This window comes from Paracoccus sp. BR5-17 (assembly GCF_055693925.1).
In genome coordinates, this window is the sequence record NZ_JBVFUV010000003.1 from 1,307,209 (window position 1) to 1,325,239 (window position 18,031).

Here is an 18,031-nt window from a genome sequence, read left to right on the forward strand (position 1 = left end):
CAGGGTCCGCATCATGAGCAAAGCCTTCGTCCCGACGGCCGCCAAGCCCGGCGTCATCACCGCGAACGATCTGCGCGAGGGCCACAATGTCTGGATGTGCGAGGATGGCTGGACCGCCGATCCGTCGCGCGCGACCCTGTTCGAGGACGAGGCCATCGCCGATCTGGCGCTGCTGAAGGCGGTGGGCCAGTCGAACCTCGTGGTCGGCCCCTATCTGGTCGAGGCGCGGCGCGGCCCCCACGGCCCCGAGCCCACCCATTTCCGCGAGGCCTTCCGCCAGCGCGGCCCGTCCAACTATTTCCACGGCATCCAGACCCTGAAGCAAGCCCAGCAGTCCGAGGCCAGCAATGTTTGACGTCCGCCCCGTCGATACCGACTATGTGCGCCACCGCGCCGCGCAGTTCCGCGCCCAGGTGGAACGCCGCCTGGACGGCAGCCTGACGGAAGACGAATTCCGCCCCCTGCGCCTGATGAACGGCGTCTATCTGCAACTGCACGCCTATATGCTGCGGGTGGCGATTCCCTATGGCACGATCCGCCCCGACCAGATGCGGATGCTGGCGCACCTGGCCCAGACCTATGACAAGGGCTATGGCCACTGGACCACGCGGCAGAACATCCAGTTCAACTGGCCCAGGCTGGTGGACATCCCCGACATGCTGGACGACCTGGCCTCGGTCGGGATGCACGCGATCCAGACGTCGGGCAACACCATCCGCAACGTGACGACCGACGCCTTCGCCGGGGCGGCCGCGGACGAATACATGGACCCGCGCCCCTATGCGGAACTGCTGCGCAGCTGGTCCACCGACCACGCCGAGTTCCAGTTCCTGCCGCGCAAGTTCAAGATCGCCATCACCGGCGCCGCGCGCGACCGGGCGCTGGTGCAGGCCCACGACATCGGCCTGCGCCTGATCCAGAAGGACGGCCGCACCGGCTTCGAGGTCTGGGTCGGCGGGGGCCTGGGCCGCACGCCGATGCTGGGCAAGGTGATCCGCGACTTCCTGCCCGAAGCCGACCTGCTGGCCTATGTCGAGGCGATCATCGCCACCTACAACCTGTCCGGCCGGCGCGACAACAAGTACAAGGCCCGCATCAAGATCACCGTCCACGAACGCGGCCTGGACGTGTTCAAGGCCGAGGTCGAGGAGGAGTTCGCCCATCGCCGCCGCGACTTCCACGGCGCGGACCGCGAGGCGCTGGCGATCTTCCGCGACCGCTTCGCCGCCCCTGCGTTCCGCAACGCCCCGACCGACGGCTGTCAGGCCGAACGCGACCGCAACGGCGCCTTCCGCAGCTGGACCGACACCAACCTGCATCCCCACAAGGTGGACGGCTATGCCAGCGTCATCGTGACCTTCAAGACGCATGGCGCGACGCCGGGCGATGCCAGCGCCGACCAGATGCGCCTGCTGGCCGATCTGGCCGAGGAATACGGCCATGACGACCTGCGCATCAGCCACGATCAGAACGTGGTGCTGCCCCATGTCCACAAGTCGGACCTGCCCGCCGTCTATGCTGCGCTGAAGCAGGCCGGGCTGGCGACCGCCAATGCCGGACTGACCAGCGACATCATCGCCTGCCCTGGGATGGACTACTGCACGCTGGCCACCGCGCGCTCGATCCCGATCGCGCAAGAGATCGCGACCCATGTCAGGAATGCCGGCCTCGAGGATGAGATCGGCAAGCTGAACATCCGCATCTCGGGCTGCATCAACGCCTGCGGCCATCACCACCTGGGCCATATCGGCATCCTGGGGCTGGACCGGGCAGGGGTGGAGAACTACCAGATCACGCTGGGCGGCGACGGCTACGACGTCCCGGCCATCGGCGAACGCGCCGGCGCGGGCTTCCCCTATGACCAGGTCGTGCCCGCCATCGACCGGCTGCTGCGCGCCTATCTGGAGGTTCGGGCGGACGCCTCCGAACGCTTCATCGACGCCTATCGCCGGCTGGGTCCGGCGCCCTTCAAGGCCGCGCTCTATCCCGAGCCGGCCCATGCTTGACGGAACGCTCGACCAGCGGGCCGGGCGGCTGAACGACCGCTACCGCCACCATGCCGCGACCGAGGTCCTGCGCCGCGCCGTCACCGACCCGGACCTGGGGCGGGTGGCGCTGGTGTCGTCCTTCGGTGCGGAATCGGTGGTGCTGCTGCACATGGTCAGCCGGGCGGCGCCCGGCCTGCCGGTGCTGTTCATCGACACGCAGATGCTGTTTCCCGAAACGCTGGACTATCAGCGCGAGGTGTCGGCGAAGCTGGGCCTGACCAACGTGCAGGTGATCCGCGCCGATCCCGCCCGGGTCGCCCGGCAGGATCCCCACGGGACGCTGCACGGGTCCGATGCCGATGCCTGCTGCGACCTGCGCAAGACGGTGCCGCTGGAAGGGGCGCTGTCGGGCTATGACGCCTGGATCACCGGCCGCAAGCGGTTCCAGAACGGCGACCGCGCCGCGCTGGAATTCTTCGAGCCCGAGCCGCCCTCGCGCCTGCGCATCAACCCCCTGGCGCACTGGCGGGCCCAGGACGTCCAGGACTACATGATCGAAAACAACCTGCCGCGCCATCCGCTGGTGGCGAGGGGCTATCCCTCGATCGGCTGCGCGCCCTGCACCTCGCCGGTGCGCCCGGGCGAGGATCCGCGCGCCGGACGCTGGCGCGGGCAGGACAAGACCGAATGCGGCATCCACTTCATTGGCGGCAAGATCGTCCGCGGAAAGGTTCCGGCATGACCGACCAGTTGAACAGCGAACGCGTGCTGGCGCGCGACGACGGCTTCCATCCGCTGCTGGACGAGGCCGAGGTGACGCTGGCCCCCGACACGCCGCTGTCCGATCTGCCGGCCTATCTGGACCGCAGCCTTCTGGCGATCGATTTCCCCTCGCTGACCGACGGGCGCGGCTTCTCGCTGGCGCGGCGGCTGCGCGAACTGGGCTTCAAGGGCCGCCTGCGCGCCGCGGGCCGGCTGATCGCCGATCAATACGCCATGGCCCGCCGCGTGGGTTTCGACGAAGTCGAGGTCGCCCCCGACATCGCCGCGCGCCAGCCGCAGGACCAATGGATCGCGCGCGCCGACTGGAAGGCCTTCGACCACCGCGCCCAACTGGCGGGCTAGGGCTTCCGCCCCGCCGTCCCATCGACTAGAACACACAGGACGTTCCATGACCCTGGATATCCCCGTGGCCGAAGCCGCCAAGACCGCCCCGAAGACGCTTCCCGACGCGCAGACCGTGACCGCGGTCCGGCACTGGACCGACAGCCTGTTTTCTTTCCGGGTGACGCGCCCCGCGTCCCTGCGCTTCCGGTCGGGCGAATTCGTGATGATCGGGCTTCTGGGCGACAACGGCAAACCGCTGCTGCGCGCCTACTCCATCGCGTCGCCCAACTGGGACGAGGAACTGGAGTTCTATTCCATCAAGGTGCCGGACGGGCCGCTGACCTCGAAGCTGCAGCACATCCAGCCGGGGGACGAGATCATCCTGCGGCCCAAGCCCGTGGGAACGCTGGTCCTTGACGCGCTGCTGCCGGGCAAGCGGCTGTGGTTCCTGGCCACCGGCACCGGCATCGCGCCCTTCGCGTCGCTGATGCGCGACCCCGAAACCTACGAGCGTTACGAGCAGGTCATCATGATGCACACCTGCCGCACCGCGGACGAACTGGCCTACGGCCGCGATCTGGTCGAAAACCTGCGCCACGACCCCCTTCTGGGCGAGATCTACGGCGAGGATTTCGCCAACCGCCTGATCTACTACCCGACCACCACGCGCGAGGAATCGCCGCGGATGGGGCGGATCACCGACAACATGACATCGGGCAAGGTCTTCGCGGATCTGGGCCTGCCGCCGATCAGCCCGGAAACCGACCGCGCGATGGTCTGCGGCAGCCTGGCCTTCAACGTCGATGTGAAGGCGGTGCTGGAAGGCTTCGGGCTGCACGAGGGCGCGAATTCGGAACCGCGCGAATTCGTGGTGGAAAAGGCCTTCGTGGGCGAAGGCGTCTGAACCGCCGACGCCCTTCAGACCTAGATTTGCCTTGATGGCAGCCTCGGGTCTCCAGCCCCCTCAATCCGCCGCGGTTCCCACGGCTTAGCCGACCAGTTGCGTCCCCGGGCGACGTTCCTGCCGGGAGGTGAACAGCGGGGCAGGCGCCTTGGCAGAGCAGCGCCCCGGGCCCCGGCCGTCAGGCTGCGGCCCATGCCGCGGCCGCAGGGGCGCCTGCTCTGGCCGCCGGAGATCGCCTGAAGGGCCGTCGTCCAGAACAACGGCCATGAGGGCGCGGCAAGGGGGCCGGTTGGACCGGTCCTGGGCAGGTCGCGCAGACCATCCCGAAGATGCCGTTGAAGGGCGTTCTGCAGGCGCCGCCCGCGTGTCCCGCCCAACCGTCCCGAACCTGCCGACCCGCCTTGGGCAAGAAACCGGTCTGTCCGCAGGCCCGCGCGGGAGCATGGCGGCATCGGCCTGACGGCTGCAGGGGTTAGCGACAGCGGCCGGCAGGAGGTGATAGCATGGGGGTTGGCCCGCAAGCGGGGCCGTCTCACTGATACCCGATTGGCCCCGCATCGCCTGCGCAGCCGCGTTCCTGCAGAACGCCACAGGCGCACCCCAGCTTCCACCGTTCACCGGACTTGGGAAATCACCCTGCCGAAAACCCGACGCAGACCTCGGCCGCCCCCGGGCCGGCCCGGGCTTGCCGGGCCGCCACAGGTCCGGCGGTCGCTTCGTCCTGTCCCGCGGGGCAAAGGTGCTGTCCCGCGAGGCAAAGGTGCGATGCCCCGCGGCGTCAGCTTTCGCGGAACGCGCGGTTGAAATAGTCCGCCAGGGGCTTCAGCAGATAATCCATCGGGCTGCGCTCTCCGGTCTGGATGAAGACCTCGACCGGCATCCCCGGAACCAGGGCCAGATCGCCCAGCTTTTCAAGCTGCTCGGCGGGAATGGTAACCTCGGCGCGGTAATACGGCATCCGGGTCGCCTCGTCCATCAGCGCGTCCGCCGAGACCCGGCCCAGCACGCCGTCGATTTCCGGCGTGGTGCGCGAGGAAAAGGCCGAGAAGCGCAGCACAACCGGCTGGCCCACCTGGACCTCGTCCACGTTGATCGTCGCCAGCCGCGCGCTGACGACCAGCGGCCGGTCCTGCGGGATCACGTAGAGCACCGGGTCGGCGGGGCGGATCACCGAACGCGGCGTCGTGACCTGCAGGTTGTAGATGACGCCGGCGGCCGGGGCGCGGATGTCCAGGCGGTTGATCTGCTCGGTCAGGCCCCTGCGGCGTTCGGCCAGTTCCAGTTCCCGATAGCCGAGGTCGCGCAGTTCCGTCTCGGCTTCCTCGCGCCGTTCGGCGCCCAGGCGCAGGCGCTGGATGTCCAGTTCGGTCTGGCGCGTCTCGGCCGAGGCGCGGCTGGCTTTCAACTCACCCAGGCGGCCGTCGAGGCTTGCGGCTTCCCGTTCAAGCGCCAGAACGCGCGACGCCTGCGCCAGCCCGCGGTCCAGCAGCGATTGCTGGTCTTCCAGTTCTTCCTGGATCAGTTCGCGCTGCCGATCCAGCGCGACGATCTGCGCGTCGATCCCCTCGACCTGCTGGCGGACCTGCTCGGACTGCTTTTCAAGCTGCTCGATCGACTGGCGCAGCGTGTCGCGGCGCGTCTCGAACAGGCTGCGCTGCCCCTCGATCAGGTCCTGCAGTTCGGCGTCATCGCGGGCTGCGTCCAGAAGCTCCTGCGGAACCTCCATCGTCTCGGCATCGGCGCGCTCGGCCTCGAGCCGGCCGCGCCGGGCCAGGATTTCGTAATACTGGCCCTCGACGATGGCATGTTCGGTCCGCAGAAGGCTGCCGTCCAGCCGCAGAAGGGTCTGGCCTGCCTGCACCGACTGGCCGTCCTTGACCAGGATCTCCTCGACCACGCCGCCATCGGGATGCTGCACAACCTGGCGCTGCTGTTCGACCTCGACCTGGCCCGAGGCGACCACGGCCCCGGCGATGCGGCTCTGGATGGCCCAGACCGCGAAGCCCCCCAGCAGCACGGCGATGGCGATCAGGCCCGCGATCATGGCGCCGCGCACCGACCACCGCGAGGGGTCGGGCGGGGCGATGGGGCGCGGCGGGGCGGGGGGATGCGGCGGCTCGACCGGCGGGGCGGCCTGCGGCGGGGCAGCGACCCGCGGCTGCGACCCTGCGCCGGGTCCGGCGACGGGCGGGGCGATCCGGCTGGAGAGGATCCCGGTCTGCGGCCCGCCCTGGGGCTTCGTCTGGTCGTCGCTCATGATACGCCCCCTGTGCGCCCGGCTTCCTGGGATCTGAGGATCTGCGCCGAGTTCTGCACCATTTCCTGCAACACCTGATCGCGCGGCCCGAAGGCTCGGCGGATGCCCTGTTCCATCACCAGCAGCAGATCGCATTCGTTGATCGCCGCGGGACGGTGCGCCATGATGATGACGCAGCCTTTCTGCGCCTTGACCCGCCGGATCGCGGCGTTCAGCGCCATCGAGCCTTCGTTGTCGAGGTTCGAGTTCGGTTCGTCCAGGACCAGCATCACCGGGTCGGGATAAAGCGCCCGGGCCAGGCCGACCCGCTGGATCTGTCCGCCCGACAGCCGGCCCGCGGCCTGGCTGATCCGCGTGTCATAGCCCTGCGGCAGGTCCAGGATCATCTGGTGCGCCGCCGCCGCCTGGGCCGCGCGCACGACGCGCGCCGGGTCCATGTCGGGCGACAGCCGCGCGATGTTTTCGGCGATGGTGCCGTCGAACAGCGTCACCTGCTGCGGCAGATAGCCGATCATGTTGCCAAGGACGTCGGGGTCGTACTGGTCCAGCGTCGCCCCCCCAGCCGGATCGAGCCCGCGCCGACCGGCCAGGCCCCGATCAGCGCCTTGGCCAGGGTGGACTTGCCGGCGCCCGACGGCCCGATCACGCCCAATGCCTGACCGGGCGCGACGGCGAAGGACACGCCGCGCACGGTCGCCACGTTCTGGCCCGGAGGGGCCACGGACAGCTGCCGCACCTCGACCACGGCCTCGGGGCGGGGCAGGGGGTGTGCGTCACCTGCGCGGGCTGACGGCTCAGCAGCCGGGCCAGCCGCTCCCACGCGTCCTGGGCGGCCTGCACCATCGGCCAGCCGCCCACCAGCTGTTCCACCGGCGCCAGGGCGCGGCCCATCATGATCGAGCTGGCGATCATCGCCCCCGGCGTCACCGCCTGTTGCAGCACGAGCCAGGCGCCGGCCGCCAGCATCGCGCTTTGCAGAAACAGCCGGAAGCTTTTGGAAAAGACCGTAAAGCCCGACTGCAGGTCGGCCCCGCGCACCGACTGCTCCTGCGCCTCGGCGCGGGCCTTGCGCCAGCGGGCATAGGTCGCGCCGCGCATCCCCAGGGCGCCGATCACCTCGCCCTCGTCGCGATAAAGATCCGCCATGCGCTGCGCCTGGGCCGCGGCGACGCCGGACTGCTGCAGCGGCGTCTTGGTCAGCGACCGGTTGGCCAGGGTGGACACCACCAGGATCGCGCCGCCGATGGTCGCCACGATGCCCAGAAGCGGGTGGAAGATATAGACCGCCGCCAGAAACAGCGGCGCCCAGGGCAGGTCGAAGGCCGCCAGCAGCACCGGCGAGCCGATCAGCCGCTGCACCGTGTCCAGATCCCGCATCCCGCTGGCCGCCGCCGCCGATTCGTCGCCCGAGATCGCCCCCTCGCGCAGCGCGGCGGTGAAGACCCTCCCCTCCATCCGGTCCTGAAAGCGGGCGGCGATACGCTGCATCACGCGGGCGCGGACGAAGTCCACGAAGCCCATCAGCAGGAACAGGAACACCACCAGCACGAACAGCGCCGTCAGCGTCTCGACCGAGCGGGACGCCAGCACGCGGTCATAGACCTGCAGCATGAACAGCGGCCCCGTCAGCATCAGCAGGTTCACCACCGCCGAGAACAGCGCCACCGCCCCCAGCAGCGGCAGGCCGGCCGCGCGGGCCTTGCGCAGTTCCTTGGCGCCTTCCTGGAAAGCGGGCGACTTGCTCATTCAACCATCCTTCATCCTCCGGCCGGACGTGCCGGCCTTGCCGCAGGGCCTGCACACCAGTATGCCATGATCCTGGCCGGTCATGCCCCGTCTTATTCCGAAAAGGTTAGGAGATCCTTTGCGTCCCTTGTCCCTGATCGTCCCGCTGGCCCTTGGGGTGATTCTGGCGGGCTGCGCGTCGGAACCTGTGATGCAGGACGGCATTCGCGTCAACGACCCGTTCGAGGCGCAGAACCGTCGCGTCCACGCCTTCAACAAGGGCCTGGACCGGCAGGTGATCGGCCCGGTCTCGAACCTGCTGTCGTCGCCGGACAAGGCCCCGGGCCAGACCGGCGCGATGGATCTTGTCATCAATGCGGGCGCGAACCTCTCGCTGCCGGGGAAGGTGGTGAACAGCCTTCTCCAGGGCCGTCCCGAACCCGCGGTCAGGAACTTTTTCCGCTTTGCGGTCAATAGCACGCTGGGAATCGGCGGGTTGCTGGATCCGGCGGGACAGGACTTCGGCCTGCCCGAACGGGACACCGATTTCGGCGAAACGCTGGCCGTCTGGGGTGTGCCGGAAGGCGCCTATCTGGAGCTTCCGGTTCTTGGTCCTTCGACGCAGCGCGACGCGGCGGGCAAGGTCGTGGATCTGGTGATCGACCCGCTTCATCACCTGCTGCACCCGGATGCCGCATGGGCGGCTTTTGGCCTGCGGGCAGCCTCAAAAGCTGGTGAACGCGCCCGTTTCCGCGACACGGTGGATAGCGTTCTGCAGGACAGCGCGGATAGCTATGCGCAGGTGCGGCTGATCTATCTGATGCACCGCCGGCACGAACTGAACCAAGGAGGGGCCGAGATTGACCCATATGCCGATGCCGCCGCGACCGATGTCATCGACCCCTATGCCGAATGACCGGCGCGGCTTCCTGGCGCTGATCGGCGGGGCGGCGGCCCTGTCGCTGATGCCGGCGCGCGGCTGGTCGCTGGACGCCGGACAGGCCCATGCGCTGATCGACACCGCCCTGGGCGAGGTCTACCGGGTCATCAATTCCGGCGCCCAGCCTGCGCAGATGTACCGCGACTTCGAGGCGATCTTCGCGCGCTACGCCGATGTGGACGTGATCGCGCGATCGGCGCTTGGACCCGCCGCCCGGCAGGCCGATGCCCGGGCGCTGGCCGCCTATACCCAAGCGTTCCAGGGCTATATCGGCCGCAAATACGGAAAGCGGTTCCGCGAGTTCATCGGCTCGCGGATCGAGGTCACCGGCGCCCGGCCACTGAAAAGCTTCTACGCCGTGACCTCGGTCGCCTACCTCAACGGGCGCGCCCCGATGGAGGTCGAGTGGCATGTGTCCAACAAGTCCGGCCGGGACAAGTTCTTCAACATCATCATCGAGGGCGTGAACATGCTGGCCAGCGAACGCGCCGAGATCAGTGCCATGCTGACCGCCCGCCGCGGCGACATGGCGGCGCTGACGGCAGACCTGCAGGCGGCGGGATAGGGCTGGCATCCAAGGCGGCCGCGACGGGCGGCCGCAGGGCTGTCCTTCTGCCGGACCGCCCGGCGGGCCGGCCCTAGTTCCCCCCGAGGATCCCGTTCAGGGCCTGGCTCAGGGCGTCGTCCGAACTGGCGGTGCTGCTTTCGCCCGGGGTCCGCGGCGCCGCGGCCTGGGTCGGCACGGAGGGCGCGGGATTGGCCGCGTTCACCGCCCCCGCCAGCGCCGCCGCCAGCGGATCGTCGGCAGAGCCCGAGGTGACCACCCGCGGGGCCCCGTCGTTCGACAGCAGGATGCCGCTGCCGTCCGGCGAGACCGTGGACAGCGGCAACTCGGGCAGGCCCTCGTGGATGTCGGTCATCACCGCCTGCCAGATCTCGGCGGGCAGGCCGCCGCCGGTCACCCCCTTCAGCGGCGTGTTGTCGTCATAGCCCATCCAGACGCCGACCACGTATTGTTCGGAAAAGCCCACGAACCAGGCATCGCGATAGCTGCTGGTGGTGCCGGTCTTTCCGGCGACCGGGCGCGACCCCATCTTGGCGCGGGTGCCGGTGCCGCTGTCGATCACCTGCTGCATCATGTAGATCAACTGTCCTGCCGCGCGCTGGCTGATGACGCGCGCGCCCATGCCGCCCGACTGCCCCATCAGCGGCTGGTCGTCGCCGGCGATGCGCAGTTCCACAAGGCCGTAGGGCGCCACCGAGGTGCCGCCGTTGCGGATCCCCGCATAGGCGCCGGTCAGTTCCATCAGCGTGGCTTCCGACGCCCCCAGGCCCAGCGATGGGCTGGTGGTCAGGTTGCTGACGATGCCGAAGTCGTGGGCGATGCGGCGCACCAGATCGCGGCCCACGGCTTCCTGCAGCCGGATCGTCGCGGTGTTCAACGACTGCTTCAGGGCAGTGGTCAGCGTGACGTTGCCGTAATAGCGGCGGGTATAGTTCTGGGGCGACCAGGGGCGTCCGCCGGGGATGCGGATGGTCAGCGGCCCGTCCTCGACCCGGTCGCCCGGGCTGTAGCCCGCTTCCAGGGCGGCGGCATAAACGAAAGGCTTGAAGGCCGACCCCGTCTGCCGCTTGGCCTGGACGGCGCGGTTGAAGGCGCCGTTCACGGTCGTGTCGCGTCCGCCGATCATCGCGCGCACGGCGCCATCGGCGGACATCACCACCACCGCGGCCTCGGCCTTGCTGTCCTCGCTGACCTTTTCATCGAAGATCCGCTTCAGCGCGCGTTCGGCCGCGGTCTGGATGCGCGGATCGAAGGTGGTGCGGATCGTCACGTCCTCGGTCGTTTCGCTGGTCAGAAAGCCCGGCCCCGATTCCATCACCCAGTCCGCGAAATAGCCCCCTGCCCGCGCCTCGGCCGCCTGCGACAGCCGGGCCGGGTTGGCGCGGGCCTGTTCGGCCTCGGCCGGGGTCAGGTAGCCTTCCTCGGTCATCAGGCCCAGGACGACGCTGGCGCGGTTCTGGGCGCGCTCCAGGCTTGCGGTCGGCGCGAAATAGCTGGGCGCCTGCAGAAGACCCGCCAGCATCGCGGCCTCGGCGGCGTTCACGTCCGAGGCGGGCTTGTTGAAATAGCGCTGGCTGGCGGCCTCGAAGCCCCGCGCGCCGCCGCCCATGTACGAGCGGTTCATGTAGATGTTGAGGATGTCGTCCTTGGAATACTTGGCTTCCAGGGCGAAGGCATAGGGCACTTCCTTGATCTTGCGCCACAGGCTGGTCACGCGGCAGTCCGCCTCGAACTCGGCCTCGTTCTTCCAGCGGATCGGGTCGAAGCTGTCGCCCAGGCACAACAGTTTCGCCACCTGCTGGGTGATGGTCGAGCCGCCGTTCCCTTCCAGCGGGCCGCGCCCTGCGGCCAGGTTGATCTTGATGGCGCTGGCGATGCCGACCGGATCGACGCCGAAATGCCAGTTGAAGCGGCGATCCTCGGTCGCGATCACGGCTTCCTTCAGGACCGGCGCGATCCTGTCGCTGGTGACGGCGCCGTAGGTTTCCCCACGCCAGGCAAAGACCTTGCCGTTGGTGTCCAGCATGGTGACGGATCCGCGCGCGCGGGCGTCGAACAGGGCCTCGGGTTCGGGCAGGCTGGCATAGAAATAGGCGGTGGCGCCGCCGACGATCAGCACCAGGACCATCGCCAGCCGCCAGAGCGAGCCCCAGAGGATACGCCAGATCAGGCTGACCGTCCCGGCGACGGTGCGGAACACGATGTTGCCGCGCCGGGCCGGGGCCTTGTGGCGGCGCACCGTGGGTTTGTGGTCCGGTTCGGGCATGCGCTTGTCGGCAACAGGGCTGCGGCCCGTGCGCTTGGGGGTGCCGGTCGGTCGTTTCATGCGTCGCTGCCTGCGTAACTGCCCAGGGCCGTTCACCGGCCGAATTGCGCGGAACCCTACACGAAGAATCCCCGCAGGGGAATTGCCCGCACCGATCCGTGATTTGTCCATGGAAAAGGCCCGGCGGGACTGCGCCGGGCCGCCTGGGGGGTTCGCCGTCAGTTGTAGGCGTTCTCGCCGTGGGTGGTGATGTCGAGGCCCTGGCGTTCATCGGCATCGGCCACCCGCAGCCCGATCAGCGCCTTGACGATGTGGATCGCCACGAAGGACACCACGCCCGACCAGATGATCGCGATCACCACGCCCAGCGTCTGGTTATAGACCTGTCCGCCCATCGAGAACGGCGCCACCGCGTTCGCGCCGTAGTCGAAGACACCCGTGCCCCCCAGCGAAGGGGCCGCGAAGACCCCCGTCAGGATCGCCCCGACGATGCCGCCGATGCCGTGGATGCCGAAGACGTCCAGGCTGTCGTCGATGCCCATGCGCGGCTTCATGCTGATGACGAACCACATGCACAGCAGGCCGGCGATCAGGCCGATGGCGATGGCGCCCATCGGGCCCACGAAGCCCGCCGCCGGGGTGATGCCAACAAGGCCCGCGATCGCCCCCGAGATGCCGCCCAGCAGGCTGGGATGGCCGCGGAACGCCCATTCCCCGAAGGACCAGGCCAGCACGCCGGCGGCGGTCGCCACGGCGGTGTTGATCATCGCCAGCGCGGTCAGGCCGTTTGCCTCGAGGTTCGAGCCGGCGTTGAAGCCGAACCAGCCGATCCACAGCAGGCAGCCGCCCACCAGGGTGAAGGTCAGGTTGTGGGGCGCCAGCAGTTCCTTGCGATAGCCCAGGCGCGGACCCGCGACCATCGCGGCGACAAGGCCCGCGACGCCGGCATTGATGTGGATGACCGTGCCGCCCGCGAAATCCAGCGCGCCGTGCCCGAACAGCAGCCCCGAGGGCGCGTCATAGGCGCTGGGGCCGCCCCACCACCAGACCATGTGCGCCATCGGGATGTAGGACAGGAAGAACCAGATCACCACGAACAGCAGGATCGCGCTGAACTTCAGCCGCTCGGCCGTGGCGCCGACGATCAGCGCCGAGGCGATGCAGGCGAAGGCCATCTGGAAGATCACGAAGGACAGTTCCGGGATCACCACGCCCGCGGTGAAGCCTTCGACGTTCGAGGCCGTGGTCACGCCCCCCAGGAACATCTTCGACAGCCCGCCGACATAGGGGGTCAGGACCGTCGCCTCGTCGGCCGTGGCGGCGCCGGTGAAGGCCAGCGAATATCCGAAGGCCACCCAGAGGATCGCGATCAGGCTGAACACCGTCAGCACCTGCATCAGCACCGACAGCATGTTCTTGGCCCGGACCAGCCCGCCATAGAACAGCGCCAGCCCCGGCAGCGTCATCATCATCACCAGGATCGCCGAGACCAGCATCCAGGTGGTGTCGCCCTTGTCCGGCACCGGAGCGGCGGCCTCGACCGCCATGGCGGCATCCTGCGCGAACGAGGGCGCCGCAAGCAGCATCGCGGCGCCGGCAATAAAGGGAGCAGCCCTTGTCATCATCAAATCCCCTTCCATGCGGCACCGGACGCGCCGCCGTCGCCCTTTCATGGGGCGCGGCTTCGGGGCTGCACAGGCTTCGGGCAAGCCAGGGGCGGGTTCAGACAGGAATTGCCCGTTTGGGCGGCGCGGCAGGCGGCTTTCGCCCGAAACATGGGCAGCGCCGGTTCCGCCGATGCCCGCATCCCGTGCAGGACGCGTCATGACCCGCCCGAAGGGCGAACGGCGGCGGGACGCCCTCAGGCGACGCGGCTGACCACGAAATCCGCCAGATCGGACAGCATCTCGCGGATCGGATGCGCGGGCAGCCTGGACAGCGCGGCCTTGGCGGTGGCCGACCAGCGCAGCGCATCGGCGCGTGCCGCCTCCATCGCGCCGTGGCGCGCCAGCAGCGCCAGCGCCCGTTCCAGATCGCCGTCGCCCTGTTCGCCCTTCTCGATGGTGCGCGACCAGAAGGCGCGCTCCTCGGGGGTGGCCCGGGCGACCGCCTTGATGACGGGCAGGGTCAGCTTGCGTTCGCGGAAGTCGTCGCCGACGTTCTTGCCGATGGTCTCGGTCGCGCCGCCGTAATCCAGCAGGTCATCGACGATCTGGAAGGCGATGCCCAGCGCGTCGCCATAGTCGAACAGCGCCTGCACCTGGCCCGCCGAGGCGCCCGAGATCACGCCCCCCACCTCGGTCGCGGCGGAAAAGAGCGCCGCCGTCTTGCCCCGGACGACCTTCAGATAGATGCCCTCGTCCGTGCGCAGATCCTGGGCGGCGGTGAGTTGCAGCACCTCGCCCTCGGCGATGGTGGCGGCGGCGTTCGACAGGATCTCCAGCGTGCGCAGGTTGCCGGGTTCCACCATCAGCTGGAAGCTGCGCGCGAACAGGTAGTCGCCGACCAGCACGCTGGACTTGTTGTCCCACAGCAGGTTCGCCGTGGGGCGCCCGCGCCGCTGGCGGCTTTCGTCCACCACGTCGTCATGCAGCAGGGTGGCGGTATGGATGAACTCGACCGTGGCGGCCAGGTGGATGTGGAAGGGGCCGTCATAGCCCATCACCCGGGCCGCGGCCAGGGTCAGCATGGGACGCAGCCGCTTGCCGCCGGCCTCGATCAGATGCGCCGTCACCTCGGGGATGCGGGGGGCGTTCTCGCTGGCCATGCGGTCGCGGATCAGCGCGTTGACCGCCTCCATTTCGGCGCCAAGCGCCTCGGACAGCCGATCCAGCGGTTTCTGGACGTTCTCCTGCACACCCATCGCCTTATCCCCCTGCAGCGCCCGTCCCTTGCCATGCCCTCGACAATTGCGCAACCGCCGCCTAGCGTTCGGGCCATGAAAGAACTGTTCCGCAGCAACGATCCCATCCGCATGTCCCGTGCCATCGGCCTGCTGGAACACGAGGGAATCCCGGCCTTTCCCTTGGATCAGCACATGAGCGTGCTGGAGGGATCGCTGGGCATCCTGCCGCAGCGGCTGATGGTGGCGGACCGGGACGAGTTCATGGCCCGCGCCATCCTGCGCGACGCCGGTCTGGATGACTGAGCTTTCCGACGACGGCTTTCTGGGGGGACGGCTGCGCGTCCTGCAGCCCCGGCGGGGCTTCCGGTCGGGCGCCGATGCGGTGATGCTGGCCGCGGCCTGTCCGGCGCGGGCGGGGCAGGCGGTTCTGGAACTGGGCTGCGGGGCGGGCGTGGCCAGCCTGTGCCTGGCCTGGCGCGTGCCCGGGCTGCAGCTTCTGGGGCTTGAGCAGCAGGAGGACTATGCCCGGCTTGCGCGGCTGAACGCCGCTTCCAACGGCATCGCCATGCAGGTCCTGACGGGGGACGTGGCCCGTCCTCCGGACGGGCTTCGGGCGCAGGATTTCGACCACGTCATCGCCAACCCGCCCTATTTCCTGGGCGGCACGCCGGCGCCTGACGGCGGGCGCGCCCTGGCCCGGCGCGAGCAGACGCCGCTGGCCGCCTGGATCGACACCGCGCTGCGGCGCCTGAAGCCCCGCGGCATGGTGACGCTGATCCAGCGGGCCGACCGGCTGGACGCGATCCTGGAGGGCCTGCGGGGACGCGCCGGGTCGGTGGCGATCCTGCCCGTCGCCGGCCGGCCGGGGCGCGAGGCCGGGCGGGTGATCGTCCAGGCGCAGAAGGGCGCGCGGGGTCCGCTGCGCCTTCTGGCGCCCTTCGTCATGCACCCTGCGGCCGCCCATCCCGGCGATGGCGAGGATCTGACGCCCGCCGCCTCGGCCGTCCTGCGCGAGGGTTCGCCATTGACCGGGCTGTTGGCAAAACCCTCGTGACAGAATCACCAGTCTGTGCTGCAATTGCCCTGTTCTACTCAACCTATACAGGAGGACGCGATGTCGGTTGCTTCCCACGTCGAGGAACTGCGCAAGAAACACCAGATGCTTTCCGATGCCGTTGAAAGAGAACAGAGAAGCCCTGGATCCAGCGACACGCAGATCAAGGCCATGAAGCGCGAGAAACTTCGTCTCAAGGAAGAAATCTCCCGACTGTCCCACTGAACCCGCCCGAGGGGGCGACGGAATGGAAACGGCCCGCGCGATTGCGCGGGCCGCGTTCTTTTCGCGGCTTGGCGTCAGACGAAGAACTGGCCGCCGTTGGCGCTGACCGTCGATCCGGTGATGAAGCCTGCATCGTCAGAGGCCAGGAACACGACGATCCGGGCGATCTCCTCGGGTTCGCCCAGCCGGCCCACCGGGATCTGCGGGATGATCCTTTCGTTCAGCACCTTTTCGTCGATGGCCTTGACCATCTCGGTGCCGATATATCCCGGGCAGATCGCGTTGACGGTGATGCCGGCCCGTGCGCCTTCCTGGGCCAGGGCCTTGGTGAAGCCCAGGTCGCCCGCCTTGGCGGCGGAATAGTTCGCCTGCCCCGCTTGGCCCTTCTGCCCGTTGATCGAGCTGATGTTGATGATGCGGCCGAACTTGCGGTCGCGCATCCCCGTCCAGACCGGATGGGTCATGTTGAACAGGCCGGTCAGGTTGGTGTCGATGACCTCTTTCCACTGCTGCGGCGTCATCCTGTGAAACATGGCGTCGCGGGTGATTCCCGCGTTGTTGACCAGGACGTCGATGGGTCCGACCTCTTCCTCGATCCGCCTGATGCCGTCGGCGCAGGCGTCATAATCGGCGACGGACCATTTGTAGGTCCTGATGCCGGTTTCGTCCGTGAAGGCTTTCGCGGCGTCGTCATTGCCCGCATAGGTGGCGGCGACGGTATAGCCGGCCTCCTGAAGAGCCTTCGAGATCGCCGCGCCGATCCCGCGCGAGCCCCCGGTGACAAGAGCAACCCTGGACATGAATCTCCCCCTTAAATCTGTCGTTCCAGAAATATTGCTACAAGGCAAGATGGCGACGCGCAACATCGTTGCGCGTCCCTGCCAGCCTTAGCGTTCGATGCACATCGCCACGCCCATGCCCCCGCCGATGCACAGCGTGGCCAGACCCCTCTTCGCGTCGCGGCGCTTCATCTCGAACAGAAGGGTGTTCAGGACCCGGCAGCCCGAGGCGCCGATGGGGTGGCCGATGGCGATGGCGCCGCCGTTCACGTTGACGATGTCAGGATCCCAGCCCATGTCCTTGTTCACGGCGCAGGCCTGGGCGGCGAAAGCCTCGTTCGCCTCGACCAGGTCCAGATCGCCCACGGACCAGCCGGCCTTTTCCAGGGCCTTGCGGCTGGCGGGGATCGGCCCCGTGCCCATGATCGCCGGATCAAGCCCGGCGGTGGCCCAGGACGCGATGCGCGCCAGCGGCGTCAAGCCGCGGCGGCTGGCCTCGTCCTCGGTCATTACCATCACCGCCGCGGCCCCGTCGTTCAGCCCCGAGGCGTTGCCGGCCGTGACCGAGCCGTCCCTGGAGAATGCCGGGCGCAGCTTCTGCATGGCGTCGATGGTGGCGCCGTGGCGGATGTATTCGTCCTTGTCCACCACCGTGTCGCCCTTGCGCGTCTTGACGGTGAAGCCCACGATCTCGTCGTCGAAGCGGCCGGCCTTCTGCGCGGCCTCGGCCTTGTTCTGCGAGGCCAGCGCGAATTCGTCCTGCTGGTCGCGGCTGATCTGCCATTTCTGCGCCACGTTTTCCGCCGTGGTGCCCATGTGGTAATTGTTGAAGGCGTCCCACAGCCCGTCGCGGATCATGGTGTCGACCATCTGCATGTCGCCCATCTTCTGCCCCGCGCGCAGATAGGTCGCGTGCATCGACATCGACATGCTTTCCTGGCCGCCCGCCAGCACCACCTTGGCGTCGCCCAGAATCACGTGCTGCGCGGCAAGCGCCACGGCCCGCAGGCCGGATCCGCAGACCTGGTTGATCCCCCAGGCCGCCGATTCCTGCGGCAGGCCCGCCCGGATATGCGCCTGGCGGGCCGGGTTCTGGCCCTGGCCCGCCGTCAGGACCTGGCCCAGGATCGTCTCGCTGACCTCGGCCGGGTCGATCCCGGCCCGGGCCACGACCTCTTTCAGGACGGCAGCGCCCAGATCATGCGCCGGGACATTGGCGAACGATCCCATGAAGCTGCCGACCGGGGTGCGGGCGGCAGACACGATTACGGCTTTGGTCATGACGGGCTCCTTCCCTTGATGCCAGACAAGTGGCGAATCAGGGACAGGATGCGGGTTCATGCCTTGGCGTCAAGCAGATCGGCCGGAACCGGCCC

The 18,031-nt window shown here is 68.7% G+C and carries 17 protein-coding genes and 1 pseudogene; 10 read left to right on the plus strand and 8 right to left on the minus strand.

Translation table 11 applies throughout. The annotated features are described in order from the left end of the window. The first annotated feature begins 13 nt into the window (after positions 1 to 13). Genes ACZ1HC_RS07955 through ACZ1HC_RS07975 form a run of 5 tightly spaced genes read left to right on the plus strand, consistent with a single transcriptional unit; the run spans position 14 to position 3,999 of the window. Entirely contained in the window at positions 14 to 355 is a 342-nt protein-coding gene (locus tag ACZ1HC_RS07955; protein ID WP_472699508.1) for a DUF2849 domain-containing protein, read from the plus strand. Next, positions 348 to 2,006: a nitrite/sulfite reductase gene (locus ACZ1HC_RS07960; protein ID WP_472699509.1), complete on the plus strand. Its 1,659-nt coding sequence runs from the start codon at positions 348 to 350 to the stop codon at positions 2,004 to 2,006. The genes ACZ1HC_RS07955 and ACZ1HC_RS07960 overlap by 8 nt, the downstream gene beginning before the upstream one ends. Then, positions 1,999 to 2,730, plus strand: coding sequence for a phosphoadenylyl-sulfate reductase (locus ACZ1HC_RS07965; protein ID WP_472699510.1), 732 nt, complete (start codon positions 1,999 to 2,001; stop codon positions 2,728 to 2,730). Before ACZ1HC_RS07960 ends, ACZ1HC_RS07965 begins: the two co-directional genes overlap by 8 nt. Next, a complete protein-coding gene (locus ACZ1HC_RS07970; RefSeq protein ID WP_472699511.1) occupies positions 2,727 to 3,113 on the plus strand; it encodes a DUF934 domain-containing protein in 387 nt (128 codons plus the stop codon). The genes ACZ1HC_RS07965 and ACZ1HC_RS07970 overlap by 4 nt, the downstream gene beginning before the upstream one ends. A gap of 46 nt (positions 3,114 to 3,159) precedes the next feature. Next, the gene (locus ACZ1HC_RS07975; protein ID WP_472699512.1) at positions 3,160 to 3,999 is read left to right on the plus strand and encodes a ferredoxin--NADP reductase; all 840 of its coding nucleotides are present in this window, start codon (positions 3,160 to 3,162) and stop codon (positions 3,997 to 3,999) included. Between the two features lie 778 nt (positions 4,000 to 4,777). On the opposite strand, the gene ACZ1HC_RS07980 is transcribed toward ACZ1HC_RS07975, so the two are convergent. The 3 genes and pseudogenes from ACZ1HC_RS07980 to ACZ1HC_RS07990 form a co-directional block, all read right to left on the minus strand. Next, positions 4,778 to 6,043, minus strand: a complete 1,266-nt coding sequence (locus ACZ1HC_RS07980; RefSeq protein ID WP_472700810.1) for an HlyD family type I secretion periplasmic adaptor subunit — start codon at positions 6,041 to 6,043, stop codon at positions 4,778 to 4,780. A 209-nt stretch (positions 6,044 to 6,252) separates the two neighbouring features. Continuing rightward, positions 6,253 to 7,001: pseudogene (locus ACZ1HC_RS07985) on the minus strand (ATP-binding cassette domain-containing protein). Further along, positions 6,899 to 8,002, minus strand: a complete 1,104-nt coding sequence (locus tag ACZ1HC_RS07990) for an ABC transporter transmembrane domain-containing protein (RefSeq protein WP_472699513.1) — start codon at positions 8,000 to 8,002, stop codon at positions 6,899 to 6,901. Before ACZ1HC_RS07990 ends, ACZ1HC_RS07985 begins: the two are co-directional and overlap by 103 nt. A 190-nt stretch (positions 8,003 to 8,192) precedes the next feature. On the opposite strand from ACZ1HC_RS07990, the gene ACZ1HC_RS07995 reads away from it, so the two are divergent. Both ACZ1HC_RS07995 and ACZ1HC_RS08000 read left to right on the plus strand, forming a co-directional pair. After that, positions 8,193 to 8,897 carry an MlaA family lipoprotein gene (locus ACZ1HC_RS07995; protein ID WP_472699514.1) on the plus strand — a complete coding sequence of 235 codons (705 nt, stop codon included), beginning with the start codon at positions 8,193 to 8,195 and terminating at the stop codon, positions 8,895 to 8,897. Beyond that, complete coding sequence (locus tag ACZ1HC_RS08000) at positions 8,887 to 9,486, plus strand: MlaC/ttg2D family ABC transporter substrate-binding protein (protein ID WP_472699515.1); 600 nt, start codon at positions 8,887 to 8,889, stop codon at positions 9,484 to 9,486. The genes ACZ1HC_RS07995 and ACZ1HC_RS08000 overlap by 11 nt, the downstream gene beginning before the upstream one ends. A gap of 73 nt (positions 9,487 to 9,559) precedes the next feature. Here ACZ1HC_RS08000 and ACZ1HC_RS08005 read toward each other — a convergent pair whose 3' ends face one another. The 3 genes from ACZ1HC_RS08005 to ACZ1HC_RS08015 all read right to left on the minus strand — a co-directional run bounded on the left by ACZ1HC_RS08005 (position 9,560) and on the right by ACZ1HC_RS08015 (position 14,615). Further along, positions 9,560 to 11,812, minus strand: a complete 2,253-nt coding sequence (locus ACZ1HC_RS08005; protein WP_472699516.1) for a transglycosylase domain-containing protein — start codon at positions 11,810 to 11,812, stop codon at positions 9,560 to 9,562. A 158-nt stretch (positions 11,813 to 11,970) separates the two neighbouring features. Next, complete coding sequence (locus tag ACZ1HC_RS08010; RefSeq protein ID WP_472699517.1) at positions 11,971 to 13,374, minus strand: ammonium transporter; 1,404 nt, start codon at positions 13,372 to 13,374, stop codon at positions 11,971 to 11,973. A 239-nt stretch (positions 13,375 to 13,613) separates the two neighbouring features. Continuing rightward, positions 13,614 to 14,615: a polyprenyl synthetase family protein gene (locus ACZ1HC_RS08015; protein WP_472699518.1), complete on the minus strand. Its 1,002-nt coding sequence runs from the start codon at positions 14,613 to 14,615 to the stop codon at positions 13,614 to 13,616. Between the two features lie 75 nt (positions 14,616 to 14,690). On the opposite strand from ACZ1HC_RS08015, the gene ACZ1HC_RS08020 reads away from it, so the two are divergent. Genes ACZ1HC_RS08020 through ACZ1HC_RS08030 form a run of 3 tightly spaced genes read left to right on the plus strand, consistent with a single transcriptional unit; the run spans position 14,691 to position 15,876 of the window. After that, complete coding sequence (locus ACZ1HC_RS08020; protein WP_472699519.1) at positions 14,691 to 14,900, plus strand: putative signal transducing protein; 210 nt, start codon at positions 14,691 to 14,693, stop codon at positions 14,898 to 14,900. Continuing rightward, complete coding sequence (locus ACZ1HC_RS08025; protein WP_472699520.1) at positions 14,893 to 15,651, plus strand: tRNA1(Val) (adenine(37)-N6)-methyltransferase; 759 nt, start codon at positions 14,893 to 14,895, stop codon at positions 15,649 to 15,651. Before ACZ1HC_RS08020 ends, ACZ1HC_RS08025 begins: the two co-directional genes overlap by 8 nt. A gap of 60 nt (positions 15,652 to 15,711) precedes the next feature. Next, positions 15,712 to 15,876, plus strand: a complete 165-nt coding sequence (locus tag ACZ1HC_RS08030) for a YdcH family protein (RefSeq protein WP_472699521.1) — start codon at positions 15,712 to 15,714, stop codon at positions 15,874 to 15,876. A gap of 74 nt (positions 15,877 to 15,950) precedes the next feature. On the opposite strand, the gene phbB is transcribed toward ACZ1HC_RS08030, so the two are convergent. Beyond that, on the minus strand, positions 15,951 to 16,676 hold the full coding sequence (gene phbB / locus ACZ1HC_RS08035) for an acetoacetyl-CoA reductase (protein WP_472699522.1): 726 nt from the start codon (positions 16,674 to 16,676) through the stop codon (positions 15,951 to 15,953). 87 nt (positions 16,677 to 16,763) lie between these two features. Beyond that, the gene (locus tag ACZ1HC_RS08040; RefSeq protein ID WP_472699523.1) at positions 16,764 to 17,936 is read right to left on the minus strand and encodes an acetyl-CoA C-acetyltransferase; all 1,173 of its coding nucleotides are present in this window, start codon (positions 17,934 to 17,936) and stop codon (positions 16,764 to 16,766) included. Between the last annotated feature and the right edge of the window lie 95 nt (positions 17,937 to 18,031).

Coding starts and splice junctions, on each gene's coding strand:
- ACZ1HC_RS07955 (WP_472699508.1), top strand. CDS start 14: ATGAGCAAAGCCTTCGTCCCGACGGCCGCCAAGCCCGGCGTCATCACC.
- ACZ1HC_RS07960 (WP_472699509.1), top strand. CDS start 348: ATGTTTGACGTCCGCCCCGTCGATACCGACTATGTGCGCCACCGCGCC.
- ACZ1HC_RS07965 (WP_472699510.1), top strand. CDS start 1,999: ATGCTTGACGGAACGCTCGACCAGCGGGCCGGGCGGCTGAACGACCGC.
- ACZ1HC_RS07970 (WP_472699511.1), top strand. CDS start 2,727: ATGACCGACCAGTTGAACAGCGAACGCGTGCTGGCGCGCGACGACGGC.
- ACZ1HC_RS07975 (WP_472699512.1), top strand. CDS start 3,160: ATGACCCTGGATATCCCCGTGGCCGAAGCCGCCAAGACCGCCCCGAAG.
- ACZ1HC_RS07980 (WP_472700810.1), bottom strand. CDS start 6,043: ATGATCGCGGGCCTGATCGCCATCGCCGTGCTGCTGGGGGGCTTCGCG.
- ACZ1HC_RS07990 (WP_472699513.1), bottom strand. CDS start 8,002: ATGAGCAAGTCGCCCGCTTTCCAGGAAGGCGCCAAGGAACTGCGCAAG.
- ACZ1HC_RS07995 (WP_472699514.1), top strand. CDS start 8,193: ATGCAGGACGGCATTCGCGTCAACGACCCGTTCGAGGCGCAGAACCGT.
- ACZ1HC_RS08000 (WP_472699515.1), top strand. CDS start 8,887: ATGCCGAATGACCGGCGCGGCTTCCTGGCGCTGATCGGCGGGGCGGCG.
- ACZ1HC_RS08005 (WP_472699516.1), bottom strand. CDS start 11,812: ATGAAACGACCGACCGGCACCCCCAAGCGCACGGGCCGCAGCCCTGTT.
- ACZ1HC_RS08010 (WP_472699517.1), bottom strand. CDS start 13,374: ATGACAAGGGCTGCTCCCTTTATTGCCGGCGCCGCGATGCTGCTTGCG.
- ACZ1HC_RS08015 (WP_472699518.1), bottom strand. CDS start 14,615: ATGGGTGTGCAGGAGAACGTCCAGAAACCGCTGGATCGGCTGTCCGAG.
- ACZ1HC_RS08020 (WP_472699519.1), top strand. CDS start 14,691: ATGAAAGAACTGTTCCGCAGCAACGATCCCATCCGCATGTCCCGTGCC.
- ACZ1HC_RS08025 (WP_472699520.1), top strand. CDS start 14,893: ATGACTGAGCTTTCCGACGACGGCTTTCTGGGGGGACGGCTGCGCGTC.
- ACZ1HC_RS08030 (WP_472699521.1), top strand. CDS start 15,712: ATGTCGGTTGCTTCCCACGTCGAGGAACTGCGCAAGAAACACCAGATG.
- phbB (WP_472699522.1), bottom strand. CDS start 16,676: ATGTCCAGGGTTGCTCTTGTCACCGGGGGCTCGCGCGGGATCGGCGCG.
- ACZ1HC_RS08040 (WP_472699523.1), bottom strand. CDS start 17,936: ATGACCAAAGCCGTAATCGTGTCTGCCGCCCGCACCCCGGTCGGCAGC.